Annotated in this window: 11 protein-coding genes; 3 read left to right on the forward strand and 8 right to left on the reverse strand. The window is 68.8% G+C overall.

The genetic code is table 11. From position 1 onward, the window contains the following. Window positions 1-6: 6 nt before the first annotated feature. From NM1_RS00940 to NM1_RS00960, 5 genes are all read right to left on the reverse strand, one after another. Window positions 7-579, reverse strand: coding sequence for a MauE/DoxX family redox-associated membrane protein (locus NM1_RS00940; RefSeq protein WP_068012680.1), 573 nt, complete (start codon window positions 577-579; stop codon window positions 7-9). A gap of 364 nt (window positions 580-943) precedes the next feature. Then, window positions 944-2,683 (reverse strand): N-acyl-D-amino-acid deacylase family protein, encoded by a 1,740-nt coding sequence (locus NM1_RS00945; RefSeq protein ID WP_068012683.1) that lies wholly within the window; start codon window positions 2,681-2,683, stop codon window positions 944-946. Between the two features lie 14 nt (window positions 2,684-2,697). After that, the gene (gene casG / locus NM1_RS00950; RefSeq protein WP_068012685.1) at window positions 2,698-4,374 is read right to left on the reverse strand and encodes a steroid-24-oyl-CoA synthetase; all 1,677 of its coding nucleotides are present in this window, start codon (window positions 4,372-4,374) and stop codon (window positions 2,698-2,700) included. 23 nt (window positions 4,375-4,397) lie between these two features. Further along, complete coding sequence (locus NM1_RS00955; protein WP_068012687.1) at window positions 4,398-5,537, reverse strand: serine hydrolase domain-containing protein; 1,140 nt, start codon at window positions 5,535-5,537, stop codon at window positions 4,398-4,400. Then, the gene (locus tag NM1_RS00960) at window positions 5,534-6,907 is read right to left on the reverse strand and encodes a flavin-containing monooxygenase (protein WP_084519027.1); all 1,374 of its coding nucleotides are present in this window, start codon (window positions 6,905-6,907) and stop codon (window positions 5,534-5,536) included. Before NM1_RS00960 ends, NM1_RS00955 begins: the two co-directional genes overlap by 4 nt. Window positions 6,908-7,072: 165 nt before the next feature. Here NM1_RS00960 and NM1_RS00965 point away from each other — a divergent pair, with 165 nt between their 5' ends. Together NM1_RS00965 and NM1_RS00970 are read left to right on the forward strand one after the other, a co-directional pair. Further along, a complete protein-coding gene (locus tag NM1_RS00965) occupies window positions 7,073-7,705 on the forward strand; it encodes a TetR/AcrR family transcriptional regulator (protein WP_068012690.1) in 633 nt (210 codons plus the stop codon). 33 nt (window positions 7,706-7,738) lie between these two features. After that, entirely contained in the window at window positions 7,739-8,641 is a 903-nt protein-coding gene (locus NM1_RS00970) for an LLM class flavin-dependent oxidoreductase (protein ID WP_068012693.1), read from the forward strand. A 53-nt stretch (window positions 8,642-8,694) separates the two neighbouring features. Here the strand turns inward: NM1_RS00970 and NM1_RS00975 are convergent, their stop codons facing one another. Both NM1_RS00975 and NM1_RS00980 read right to left on the reverse strand, forming a co-directional pair. Continuing rightward, on the reverse strand, window positions 8,695-10,215 hold the full coding sequence (locus tag NM1_RS00975) for a flavin-containing monooxygenase (RefSeq protein WP_068012695.1): 1,521 nt from the start codon (window positions 10,213-10,215) through the stop codon (window positions 8,695-8,697). 206 nt (window positions 10,216-10,421) lie between these two features. Continuing rightward, on the reverse strand, window positions 10,422-10,757 hold the full coding sequence (locus NM1_RS00980) for a TfoX/Sxy family protein (protein WP_068012697.1): 336 nt from the start codon (window positions 10,755-10,757) through the stop codon (window positions 10,422-10,424). Window positions 10,758-10,878: 121 nt separating this feature from the next. On the opposite strand from NM1_RS00980, the gene NM1_RS00985 reads away from it, so the two are divergent. Beyond that, the gene (locus NM1_RS00985; RefSeq protein WP_068012699.1) at window positions 10,879-12,582 is read left to right on the forward strand and encodes a metallophosphoesterase; all 1,704 of its coding nucleotides are present in this window, start codon (window positions 10,879-10,881) and stop codon (window positions 12,580-12,582) included. On the opposite strand, the gene NM1_RS00990 is transcribed toward NM1_RS00985, so the two are convergent. Then, complete coding sequence (locus NM1_RS00990; RefSeq protein ID WP_246010959.1) at window positions 12,583-13,521, reverse strand: alpha/beta hydrolase; 939 nt, start codon at window positions 13,519-13,521, stop codon at window positions 12,583-12,585. It abuts the gene before it with no gap. Window positions 13,522-13,601 lie beyond the last annotated feature (80 nt).

A 13,601-nucleotide genomic window follows, 5' to 3' on the forward strand; every position in this document is an offset into this window, starting at 1 on the left:
TTTCGTTCAGGCGGTCGCGATACCGGACAGGAGCCGTCGGCGTTGCGCGCGGCGGAGTATCGCGATAATTGTGCCTATCGTTCCCGTCACCGCCGCCACGGCGGCGGCCTGCGCCCACGGATGCCACGGGGTCACGGCCGGCGTGGCGCCCCCGTGCACCGCGACGGCCCCGATCGCGCCGACGAAGACCATGTTGCGCAGCAATGTGTACCGGGACAGCAGCGGTTGTAACCGGCACAGGCTGCCGCCCGCCACGACGAGCCCGCGGCCGAGCGCCACCCTGCCGGCCACCGTGGTCGACACGAGCACGACGGCCGCAGTGACCAGCGCGAACGTGCCGAATGCGCCCAACAGCAACAGGATCCCGGCGAGCAGTTCGGCGACCGGTAGCGACAGCGCGACCGGCCGCACCAGCGGGGCGGGCACCAGCTGGTGCAGCGCCAGCCACAGCTGCCGCCGCGCCGAAGCCGAATTCAGCAAGCCCACGCCCCTGGCGAACAGAAGTCCGCCCACCACCAGTCGCACCGCCACCTCGCAGACCGCCCACGCCGGGGCGGAGAGCGAAACCGGTGAGACCACGACAACTCCCTTGCATGCGATGCCGACACATGATCGGACATTCTTCGATCGGGCCGTGAGCAATTGCGGGCTCGAGCAGGATAACCGCCCCGCGAGGGCTATCTCGTCATTGACGAGCGACACGCCGCCGGAATCTTTGTCGGGAATTCCTGTGCGGCAGCGCAATGCGCTCGATGATTTACGTCAGGACGAGCGTGAATTTCGCCGGAAACCTAGCAGACCGTTGTGAGGCACGGCAAATCGCGCCGTACGGCCGCTGGTTTGCGTTTCACCGTTTCGAAGTTGCCTGCCCAATTCGAAATAGACGGATTTTCAGACCAATCCGTGCTGACCGCGGCTACGATTCAGATATCGACACGAGCGGTCACCCGGCGCGGAGGAATTTTCCGGTGCGGCGGGTCCCCAGCGCCGCCCCCGCTCGTCCCTCGCCGAAAACGTACGTGCCGCCCACGAATACGGCCGTCACCGCGGCATCGTTGCGGTTCACCATGCGCGACAGGTTGTCGAAGTACGGCGCCGGGTGTTCGGCGTAGGCGTCGAGGCTGTCGTCGAGCCGGTCCGGATCGATCACCACCGCGTCCGCCCGGTCCCCCGCCCGCAGATGTCCGGCGTCGAGCCCGTACCAGTCGGCGAGTTCGCCGGTGACGCGGTGCACGGCGTGCTCGAGCGTCATGAACGGTCGCGCCGCCCGCTCGGCGTCGCGCACCCGGCGCAGCAGCCGCAGCCCGAAGTTGTAGAAGGCCATATTCCGCAGGTGCGCCCCGGCATCGGAAAAGCCCAGCTGCACACCGGGATCGGCGGCGAAGCGGTCCAGCACGCGCGGGCGGTGGTTGGAGATCGTGGTGCGCCAGCGCACCTGGCCGCCGTATTCGACGACCAGGTCCAGGAACGCGTCCACCGGGTGCACGCCGCCGCGGTCCACCCCGACCTGCCCGAAGGTCCTACCGATCACCGACGCGTCGGGGCAGTCGACGATCTCGGCGTCGAAGAAGTCGCGGTGCCACACCCTCGGGCCGTATTTCTTGTCGTAGTCCTTGCGGAACTGGCGGCGGTAGCTCTCGCTCCGCAGCAGCTGCCGGCGCTCCTCCAGTTGGTTCGACAGATGCAAAGCCGCCGCGCCGGAACCGAATTCCTCGAACACCGGCAGATCGATGCCGTCGGAGTACACCTCGAACGGCACCGGCAGATGCTGCCAGCGGAAGTCGCCGCCGAGCGCGTTGAGCAGGCGTGCGGTGGCCGGGAAGATATGCGCGACGGCCGGAATCGCCTTGATATCGGCCGCCGACAGCAGGCTCACCTTCAGCGGCTCGCGCCAGATGCCCAGGCTGCTCGCGGCCATCGCCACCAGGCTCTGCGGCCGCGCCACATCGGGCCCGCCCTGCAGTGCGCGGCGGCGGCTCCGCAGAATCGCATTGAGCCGCCGTCGTTCCCGGGTGGTGGCGTAGGTCGAGGGCAGCGTGCGGGAGCGGCACAGTTCGCCGTCCAGCTTGTCGAACAGCAGCTGCTGCGAGGACATGCCGACGAAGCCCGCATCCAACGCCTCGGTCAGGTGCCGCTCCATCGCGGAAAGCTCTGCCGCCGTGGGTTTCACATCCCTGCGCGTCGCGCGGTCGAGACCCATCTCGGCGGTCCGGATATCCGAATGCCCCAGGAAGCTCGCGATATTCGCGCCCAGCGGCAGGGCCTCCAGCGCGTCGACGTACTCGCGGGCGCTGCGCCATGTCTTCAGGTCGCCGAGCGCCTCGATCACGTGCTTGCGCGGAATCGCCTCCACCCGCCCGAACAGATCTCCGGCGCCCTCGGGGTCGACGTGCACGGTCGACAGCGAACACGAGCCGAGCAGCACGGTGGTGACGCCGTGGCGCACCGATTCCGGCAGCGCCGGATCCAGCAGCACCTCCACGTCGTAGTGGGTGTGGATATCGATCATGCCCGGGATCACCCACTTGCCCGCGGCGTCCACCACTGTGCCGCAGCCGGTTTCGTCGAGCGGGACGGGCGAGACGGTGGCCACCCGGCCGTCCCGGAGGCCGAGGTGGCGGATGGCCGCGGGCGCACCGGTGCCGTCGAACCAGCGGCCGCCCTTGATGATGCTGTCGTACATGAGATTACCTCGGGTCAGAGTTCTATCTCGCGCCGCACGACCTTCCCTGTTGCGTTGCGCGGCAACGGCTTATCGGTGATCACCCAGCGGGCGGGGACCTTGAAGTAGGCCAGACGCGCCGCGGCGAACTCGCGCAGCGCGGCCTCGGTGACCGCGGCCCGATCGGCGACGACCACGACGGCGGCCACCTCCTGGCCGAGGTCCTCGTGCGGCACCCCGAGCACCGCCGACTCCAGCACGCCCGGATGCTCGTCTAGCACGTTCTCGATCTCGGTGGGGTACACGTTCTCCCCGCCGCGCAGGATGAGATCGGAACGGCGGCCGGACAATCGCAGCCGGCCGTCCTCGAGCGTCCCGAAATCGCCGGTGCGCAGCCAGCGGCCGGAATCGATGGCGGCGGCGGTCGCGGCCTCGTCGTTCCAGTACCCGACCATCACGTACGGGCTGCGGATGCAGATCTCGCCCTCCTCACCGTCGGGCACCGGCGTGCCGTCGGGGTCGCGGATCTCCACCTCGACACCGAGAATGGGGCGGCCCACCGTCTCGGGATGGGCGGCCAGTTCGGGCGGCGTGGCAACCGTTGCGGCCGTGCCGCTTTCGGTGAGCCCGTAGCTGGTGGTCAGCGCCACCTGCGCGACCGGCAGCCGCTCGCGCAGCCGCCGGTGGAACGCCGGGGACGACGGGGCGGCATTGAGCGAGAACGCCGTCAGCGCCGACAGGTCGTAGCCGGACAGGTCGTGTTCGAGCATCCGGCTCGCCATGGTCGGCACCGCACCCCAGTTGGTGACCCGCTCGCGCTCCACCAGCCGCAACAGCCTGTCGACGTCGAAGGAGCCCTGGTGGATCGCGACGGCCGCGCCGGTCGCCAGCCGCGGGATCACCAGGTTGTGCAGGCTGGCGATGTGGAACAGGGGCGAGGTGAGCAGGAAGCGCTTATCGCTCGGCTCCCGGTGCGGCGTGCCGCGGAAGGCCGCCACCATCGCATCGGTGAATCGGTGATAGTCGCTGACGGCCACCAGGTTTCGATGCGAATGCACCACCCCCTTGGGGCGGCCGCTGGTGCCGCTGGTGTACAGGATCACCGCCGGATCGTCCTCGCCCACGGCCGCTCTCGGCGCCGCACCGGAATACTCCGCGATCAGCCGCGGCAGGTCGCCCTCCATGGAAAGAACGGGTACGCCAGACGGATCCTGGCCGCGCCCCTCGTCCGGCGGCAGCTCACTTATCGCGCTCGCCCGTTTCGCGTCCGCGATCACCACGGCCGGTCGGGTGTGCTCCAGCCCGTAGGCGATCTCCCGCGGCGCCCACCACGCGTTGTAGCCGACGGGAATCGCGCCCAGGCACTGCGCCGCCCAGAACGCCACCACCCATTCCGGGGTGTTGGCGGCCAGGATGCCGACGCGGTCGCCCTTGCCGACGCCGTACCGGTCCGCCAGCGCCTGGGCCAGCGCACCGGCCGCGGATGCGTGCTGCGCGAACGTCATCCGGCTGTCCGCGGTCACGAGATACTCGCGCTCGCCCCAGGCGAGGGAGGCGTCGAGCAGTTCTCCCAGTGAGCGGCGACGATCACGCAGCACCGGGATCGGCGCACCCAGCACCTGCTCCACGGTCATCTCGAACGCTCCGCCCGGGCCCGTCAGCTCGGCGGCGATCCGGGCGGCAGCAGCCTGCGGGTCAACAGCTTTGGTCATGTGAAATCCGCTCCTCGTTCCCGTCACCGCACCGCGTCGAACGTCGCCCGCAGGTAGGCATCCGACCGATCGGACCCGATCAGGCTGCTGGCCATGCGATTCATGGTGTAGGCGAAGGTGATCCGGCGGTCCAGGTCGTTGACCACCATGGCACCCCCGTAACCGGCCCACCAGCACACCCGGCCCTCCGGCACGGCGGGCACGGTCTGCGGGTGCGGCAGCCCGTAGCCGATGCCGAAGCGCAGCGGCACCAGCAGCGCCAGATCGACGCCGTCGGACTGCTGCTCGAAGATCAGATCGATGGTCCTCGGCGACAAGAACTTCCGGCCGCCGAGCTGACCGCCGCAGGCGATCAGCGACTGCACGCGCGCCACCGACCGCGCATTGCCGTGCCCGTTCACCGCGCCGAGTTCGGCCTGCCGCCAGGCGGGCGTGGCGGTTTCGGCGACGTCGAGCAGCGGGCTGGTCAGCGTCTTCACCAGAATGCTGCTCTGGTCGAGCGCGGCCATGTCGAACTTCGGAAGTTGCGGTTGCACCATGGTGGCGATCCGGTCGAAATGCTCCGGCCCGGTGCCGATGTAGAAGTCGGCGCCCAGCGGCCGCGCCAGCTCCGTGGCGAAGAACTCCCCCAGCGAGCGGCCCGTGATGCGGCGGATCACCTCGCCGACGAGATGCCCGTAGTCCAGGGCGTGGTAGCCGGAGGCGGAACCCGGTTCCCACCACGGGGGCTGGGCCGCCAGCCGCGCGGCGGCCGCCTCGGCGTCGTAGATGTCGTGCAGCGCGATCGGCGGTTCCCAGCCGGAGACGCCGGAGGTGTGCGCCAGCAGCTGCCGAATCTCGATGTCGCCCTTGCCGTTCGCCGCGAACTCGGGCCAATAGTGGGCGACCTTTTCGTGGACGTCGAGTTCGCCGCGCTCGACCAGCAGCAGGGCGGACAGCGCGACCATGGTCTTGGTGACGGAGAAGACGTTGACCAGGGTGTCGGCGCGCCACGGCGTGGTCTTCGCGGGATCGGACCAGCCGCCCCACAGGTCCACCACCGGATCGCCGTCCACCGTGACGCAGACCGAGGCACCCAGTTCGGCGCCCGAGCTCAACTGCTCGTCGAAAGCCTCGCGCACGCCGATGAATTCGTCGATACAGAACCCCGCGGAGGTACTCATCCCCGCACCCCCTGTGCCGCCCGGGCCGGTACCGACAGCGTATTGCCCGCCGCCGCAGCGCGTTTCGCGCCCGCGTCCATCTCCTCGAAGAGCTCGCGCACGTACGGCTCGAACTCGATCTGGATGGTGTGGCGCGGCGAATCGTAGTAGCGCCCGGCGCGTCTGGTCTCCTGCATGCGAACCGACTCCTCGACCTCCGCCGCCGGCGGCAGGTGATAGCGGCCGGTCAGGTACGCGGCCACGAACTTGCTCTGCTGCTCGGCGAAGTTCACCAGCGTCGGCAGCGGCTGTGCCAGACCCAGATAGAACAGATTGTCGATGCCGGGCTTCATCATCAGCTCGAACAGCGGGAAGCGGTTGTCGCCGTCGGGCAGCAGCGCCGGATCGTCGAAGAACGGGAAGCTGATGTGATATCCGGTGGCGCACAACACCACATCCACCTTTTCGGTGCTGCCGTCGGCGAAACGCACCCGGTCGCCCTCCAACCGGGTGATGGCCGGTTTGCAGGTGATGTCGCCGCACCCGGCGCGATGCAGGAACTCCTCGCTCGCCGACGGATGCGCCTCGAACGGCCGATGGTCGGGCTTCGGCAGGCCGTAGTTCTCCATCTCGCCGCGGTATCTGCGCACGAATCGCTGCTTGAGCCGCAGGCCCAGCTTCCGCGGCAGCCACCGCGGCATCGACCGGCGGTCGCCCACCTGGCCGTTGACGTACTTCGGCAGCACCCACACCCCGCGCCGCGCCGAGACGAACAGCTTCTCGGCCAGGTACCGCTGCGACAGCTCGGAGGCGAGGTCGAGGCCCGAATTGCCCATACCCACCACGACGATTCGCTTGCCGCGCATATCGATCGGGTCGAACGGGTCGTTGTAGGCGTGGCTGTGCATCAGGACGCCGTCGAATTCGCCAGGGTAGTCCGGAAATCGGGGATTCCAGTGGTGGCCGTTGCAGACGATCAGCGCGTCGTAGGTCACCGTCTCGCCGGTGCTGGCGGTCACCAGCCACAAACCGTCCGGGTCACGTTCGGCGGCAACCACTTTCGTGTTGAACCTGATTCGGTCCCGGATGCCGAAGTGGTCGACGTAAGCCTTGAAGTAGTCGAACAGCTCCGAGTGGTGGGGGAAATCCGGCCAGTGCTCCGGCGCCGGATAGTCCTCGAACTGCAAGCGGTACTTGGAGGTATCGATGTGCAGGCTTTGATAGCACGCCGACATCCCGTTCGGGTTCTTGAAATACCAGTTGCCCCCGACCTCGTCGGAGGCCTCGTAGCAATCGAACGGGATGCCGTACTCGGCCAGGCGTTTGGCGACGGTGATCCCGGAGGGCCCCGCGCCGATGACGCACACCCGGGGTAGTTCGCGTGTGTCCAACTTCCGTTCTCCTGTTCGGCCGAAGGTCGGCGACCGTGCCGGACGTGCCACCGTCACGACCCGTGACAACGAAACTAGAACTCGTTGCACTCGTGACGTGGCACACACGCTAGCACTCGCTAGACATCATGTCTAGTGAATGAACAATCGTCTACCATCGACGTCATGCCGACGGATTCGAGCACAGGACACCGGGGTTCGCTCCGCGACGAGCAGAAGCGGCTGACCCGCTCCCGGATCGTCGACGCGGCGCGGCAGCTGTTCGAGGGCCAGGGGTATTCGAGCGTGCGCGTCGACGACATCGCGGCGGCCGTCGGCTGCAGCCGCGCCACGTTCTACCTGCACTTCAACGGTAAGACCGAGGTGCTGCGCGCGATCGCCGAACAGGGCACGCTGCCCAGCGTCCGGCAGCGCTACGAGGATCTGGACCGCGTCCTGGTCACCGGCTCGCGCGCCGAGTTCGCGGCCTGGATGACGCGCGCGATCGAATGGTTCGCCGAGAACAAGGAACTGCTCCCGGCCTGGGACGAGGCGACCGCGCTGGAACCGGAGTTCCGTGAGGTGGCCCGCGAGGGCATCATGACCCTCGCCGACAGCATGCCCGCATACCTGTCCCGCTGGCCCACCGGCCGCCGCGACGAGGCCCGCCTGCGAATAGAGCTCCTGGTAGCCCAGCTGGAGCGCTTCTTCACCCGCTGGGCCATGCAGGGCACCATCGACGTCACCGCCCCCCAGGCCGCCGAGGTCCTCACCGACATCTGGTACCCGGCCCTGCAAACCCCCGACCGGGGCGTTTGACCTCGAGCATGCTCGAGGTTGCAGGGTCGGGGTATGAGCCTTGATATCGGTATTACGCTGCCAACCCTCGCCGATGCGGACGGGCCGGAGACCGCGGGCGGGATCGTCGATGCGGCGCGGCACGTCGAGCGGTTGGGGTTCGAATCGGTCTGGGTGCCGGATCTGATCATCGGTGACGGCACGCCGGGGCTCGACAGCGTCGTGACCCTCGCGGCCGTCGCCGCTGCCACCGAGCGCGTCCGGATCGGGTTCGGTGTGCTCACGCTCGCGATGCGGCCCACGGTGCAGATCGCTGCGCAAATTCAAGCGCTGCAACACCTTTCGGGCGATCGGGTACTCCTCGGAATCGGCGTAGGCGGATTTCCCTATGCACCGTTCTGGCGGGCGTCCGGGATTTCGAGCACCCGTCGCGGACCGCGGACGGACGCCGCTCTCGCCGCATTACCCGGCCTGATCACCGGTCGGCCGACGGCGGCCGACGAAGGCCCCGCCGTGACATTGACACCGGCCGCGACGATGCCGCCCGTCCTGATCGGCGGAAACTCCGAGGCCGCGATCCGCAGGACCGCGCGGTTCGGGGACAGCTGGTTTCCCTCGCTCGTCACCGCGAACGAACTGGCCGCCGAGATCCCGCGGCTGACCGCGGCGGCGGCCGAGTCGGGGCGAGCCACACCGGGCGTCACCGTCGGCGGGCACGCCATGCTCTCCGACGACGACTCCGCTCGAATCGCGTTCGTCCGCAGCATGATCGACGCATTCGGCATGTCGGGCGAGGACGCGGCGAGGCTACCGATCACCGGCGATGTACGACAGGTCGCGGACCGCCTCGCCGCGTATCGGGACGCCGGAGCCGAGCGGCTCGTACTGGGCTTCGACGGTCCCGAGTGGGCGAAGCAGGCCGAAGCCCTGGCCGAAGCGCGGTCGCGGCTGCGCTGAGAGGGCCTCTGCCGCACAGGGATCAACGCACAGGGATCGATACGCGACCTGGATCAACGCGCGATCGAGCCCTCCGGCTCCTCGGCCGATGCGGCGGACACCTCGTAGGCCTCGAGGTCGAACTTGCGGGTCTCCCGGCGGAACGGCCAGGTGGTGCCGGGCCACAGTGTGGTGTTGTGGCCGTGCTTGTCGAGGTACCAGCTGCGGCAGCCGCCCGAATTCCACACGCTCGCGGCCAATTTGGCTTGGATGCGGTCGTTGTACTCTCGCTGGGCCGCGGCCCGGACCTCGAAGGTGCGCAGCCCGCGCCTGCGCAGGGTGGTGAGGGCGTCGACGAGGTAGGCGAGCTGCGCTTCGATCATGTAGAGCTGCGAGGTGTGCCCGGTGGCGGTGTTCGGGCCGGTGAGGACGAAGGCGTTGGGAAAGTTGGCCATCGTCGTGCCCTTGTACGCGCGCGGACCCGCACCGTCGAACATCTCGGCCATACTGCGCCCGTCCCGGCCGTGGACGATCCCGAAGGTCGGCGAGTCGGTGACGTGAAAACCGGTGGCCACCACCAGAATATCGGCGGGGTGCCGGGCGCCGTCCGCGGTGACGATCCCGTCCGGCCGGATCTCCTCGATCGGGCTGGTGATCAGGTCGACGTCCTCGCGGCACAGGGCCGGGTAGTAGTCGTTGGACGGCAGCATCCGCTTACAGCCGATCCGGAACGTCGGCCGCACCCGCGCACGCAGGCCCGGATCGCGAATCTCCCAGCGCAGCTTCGCCTGTGCGATCAGCTCGAGCGGTTTGGTGAAGGCCGGTCCGCGCGTCAGGCAGTAGCCCTGGGTCTCCCGCATCAGGTAGACAGCGGCCCGGTTCGCCCTCCGCCAGCCGGGCAGACGGCGAAATGCCCAGCGCTCCACCGCCGTATACGGCCGGTCCAGCCGGGGCAGCAACCACGGCGCGGTCCGCTGATAGACGTCCAGGTGGCCGACGGTGCCCGCGACGGCGGGCACGATCTGGATCGCCGAGGCGCCGGTGCCGATCACCGCGACCCGTTTGCCGGTCAGCTCCACCTCGTGATTCCACCGCGACGAATGGAACATCTCTCCGCCGAACGTCTCGATCCCCGGGATATCGGGCAGTGCGGGCTCGCACAGCACTCCGAACCCGCAGACGAGGTAGTCCGCCGCGACCGGCCCGCGGGTGGTGTCCACCCGCCACAGCCCGGCGGCATCGTCCCAGTGCGCCCGGGTGATCCCGGTGTCGAACCAGGCCCGGTCCAGCACGCCGGACCGCCGCGCGATCCGGCGCAGGTAGTCCTGAATCTCCGGCTGCGGCGAGAACGTCCGCGACCAGCCCGGATTCGGCGCGAAGGACAGCGAATACAGGTGCGACGGCACGTCACAGGCCGAGCCCGGATAGGTGTTGTCGCGCCAGGTCCCGCCGACCTCGCCGCCACGCTCCACGATCAGGAAATCACGGTGCCCGGCCCGATCGAGCGCCATCGCCGCGCCGAGTCCCGCGAACCCGGCGCCGATGATCACGGTCCCGACGCGGCGAACAGTCACCTTTGTGTCGGATTGCTTCATGAAGCCTCCACGATCGCACTCCGCCCAGCCTCAGTGAACGGTTGTACACCCATCTTGAATACTCCGGCGCCCGGCCTCGCGCCGCCGGATCCGCAAAATCCACAGTGGCCCGGCCGCTCCGGTTGGGACGGTCCACACCACACGCGTACCTCGACCACTCCGGCCGCAGGCACCCCGTCGTTCCGGCGCGTTCTCGGCCGCAACCCCTACTTCCGCGGCAGCGTGCGTGCGTAGCCGACACCGCGGTCGATCCAGCCGCGCAGCGCGTCGTCGTCCGCCAGCAGTGTGCTGTCCACCCGCAGCCAGTTGTGCATCGACCGCCCGCCCATCACCATCGGCGCGACCAGCTCACCGTCGACGAGACGGTCCACCTCGGCGGGATCGACCCGGACCAGCAGGCCGCCCTTGCCGCTGGCAGCCACCGCCATATTGCCGCCGATCATGAACGACAGCCCGCCGAACATCTTCTTCTCGACCGTCTCCGGCAGCATGGGGCCGAGCAGATCACGGATCCGATCGGCCAGTTCCTCGTCATAGGCCATACGGGCATTGTGACCTCCGCCACCGACAAGTTCGCCCGCACGAAGAATTTGCCCAGAATTCCCCAGCAATGGACGGTGTCCGAGTTGCCACGGCCCGCCTCCTTGACGAGCATTCGACGTCATGCCGTCGAATCGCTTGAACCCGCCTGGCGATATCCCCGACACGGGGATTCCGGAGCCGTTGGCCGCCACCATGACCATCGCCGAGCAGCACGAATGGCACCGCGCCTACCTGCGGCGGCACTCGGTATCGCGGCGCAACTTCCTGCGCGGAACTGCCGCGGCCGCGGCGGTGGCGGCGATGGGCGCCTCTCCCTTCGCGGGTCGGGCCTACGCCGAGGACGCGCGGCTGACGATCGGCGGACGGCACGTCGGATTCGGCGCCGACGCCGCCAGCCAGCTCCGGTTCTCGGCGCAGCTGTCGCGAAATCCGAACGGCGCCAAGGTCTTCCTCGACCACGGCACGACCCCCGCACTGGGCGGCAGCGTCGAGGCGGAGGTGCGCAACCTGGTCACCCAGATCCCCAGCAGCGACGGCGGCGTCCTCGCCGCCGAACAGTTCTATGTGCACGCTCCGGTCGACGGGCTGCCGGGCCGGATGCCGCACTTCTACCGGTGGCGCACCTCCGACGGTTTCGTGGGCGAGGTCCGCACCGCCGCCACCGCGATGCCCACCATGCGAAATGCCGTGCTGCCCTTCCGGTTCACGATGATGGGTGATCAGGGCACCGACGAAGCGCCGGGTCAGCCCGCCGGTGTGGCGCCCGGCGACTACGACGACATGTACTACAAGGCGGACAACGAGCCGACCGTGCGGCACGCGGACAATGTGATGCGCCAGATCGTCGCCGCCCGACCGGATTTCCACGTGCTCGCGGGCGATATCGCCTACGCCGACCCCTCCGGCGCGGGCAAGAGCCCGCAGTTCGTGCCCTCGGGTGGCAAGGCGGGCAGCGGATTCGACAAGTTCAACCCCTACGTGTGGGACGTGTACCTCGGCGCCATCGAGGCCAGCGCGTCGACCACCCCGTGGATGTTCGCCACCGGCAACCACGACATGGAGGCCGCCTACGACACCAACGGCTACGGCGGACACCTTGCGCGCCTGGACTTCCCGGGCAACGGACCGGCCGCCTGCCCCTCGGCCTACTCGTTCACCTACGGCAACGTGGCGGTGCTGTCGCTGGACGCCAACGACATCTCCTACGAGATCAAGGCCAACACCGGTTACTCCGGTGGCGCCCAGACCGGTTGGGCGGAAAGAACTCTCGCCGCCTACCGCGCCGATCCGAATATCGACTTCATCGTCTGCTTCTTCCACCACTGCGCCTACTCGACCACCGAATCGCACGCCAGTGACGGCGGCCTGCGCGATGCCTGGTGCGGGCTGTTCGACCGCTATCAGGTGGATCTGGTGCTGCAGGGCCACAATCACGTCTTCGAGCGCACCGACCCCATCCGCGCCGAACGCGCGACCAAGGTGGCGGGCGACAACGCGATCGTCTATCCGGAGTCCGACGGCACGGTGTACTACACCGTCGGCGGCGGCGGGCGGCCCCGCTACGAGTTCCAGCCCGGCTCGAAGGAGACCTACCGCGGCCACGAACTCGCCGACACCACGGTGCCCAACAGCTACGTGTGGACCGCGGACGGCGGCAAGCAGGACGAGGCGGCGCCGTGGTCGCGGGTGCGCTTCCGCAACTACTCGTTCGTCCGGGTCGATGTGCGGCCGGGCTTCTTCGCCAGCGAGATGGACGTGGTCGCGGTCGACGAGTACGGCCGCGAGTTCGACAAGCTGACCTACCGCCGCGCGGTGCGCGCCTGATCACACCCCGAGGGCGGCGGCGAACATCGGCCAGGAATCGTGCACGTCGTCCTCCCAGTAGGGCCAGGCGTGGGTGCCCGGCCGGAACGCGACGGTGGCCGGAATGCCCAGCGCGCCCAGGCGATCGGCCAGTTCGCGGGTGCAGCCGTTGACGACCGACTCCATCACGCCGCCCACCGCGATCCGGTCGGCGAGCTTGACGGCGTTGCCCGCGATCGACGGGTCGGCGAGGGTGTCGTGCACACCGGGACTCCCGCTACCGGCCGACATGTACAGCGCCACACCGCGCAGCCGGTCGGCGTTGACCACCGGGTCGTGCGCTACCCACGCCGGATTGTCCGGCCCGCCCCACATATTGGCCGCATTCGCCCCGAAAACGCCCAGCTGCGAATGGACGAAGGCGCGGGCCACCGGGTCGTTGGTGCGCGGGCATCCGCTGTAGGAGCCCACGGCCCGGTACATCCCCGGCGCCTGGATCGCCAGATCCAGGGCCGAGGTGGCCGACATCGACGTTCCCGCAACGGCATTGCGGCCGTTCATCTGGAAGTGCCGTTCCAGCAGCGGCGGCAGTTCCCGAATCAGGAAGGTGGACCACTGGTTTCGGCCCAGCACCGGATCGTCGGACACCCAATCGGTGTAGAAGCTGGCCCGCCCGCCCATCGGCACGATCAGGTTGACCGGCTTGTCGGAGAAGAACTGCGCGACGTCGGTGCGGGTGGTCCACGGGCCGCCGTCCTCGCCGCCGTCGACGGCATTGAGCAGATACAGCGCCGGTGCGCCTGCGCCCGGATGGGACACCCAGACCGTGACCGGCTTGCGCATCGCCACGGAGTAGACGACCACCTCGAACTGGCGGCCTCCCAGCGGCCGGACGTCGAGGATTGCCGGATCGTCACCGGGGTCGGCGGCGGCGGAGGTCGGCACAATGATGGCAAACATCGCGAACAGGACAGCCAGACAACGGGGTAGCCGGTGCATTCGTGGAGTATCGCACTGCCACAGGCTGTTCACCGTCGATG

Source organism: Nocardia mexicana NBRC 108244 (assembly GCF_001613165.1).
GTDB classification, from domain to species: domain Bacteria; phylum Actinomycetota; class Actinomycetes; order Mycobacteriales; family Mycobacteriaceae; genus Nocardia; species Nocardia mexicana.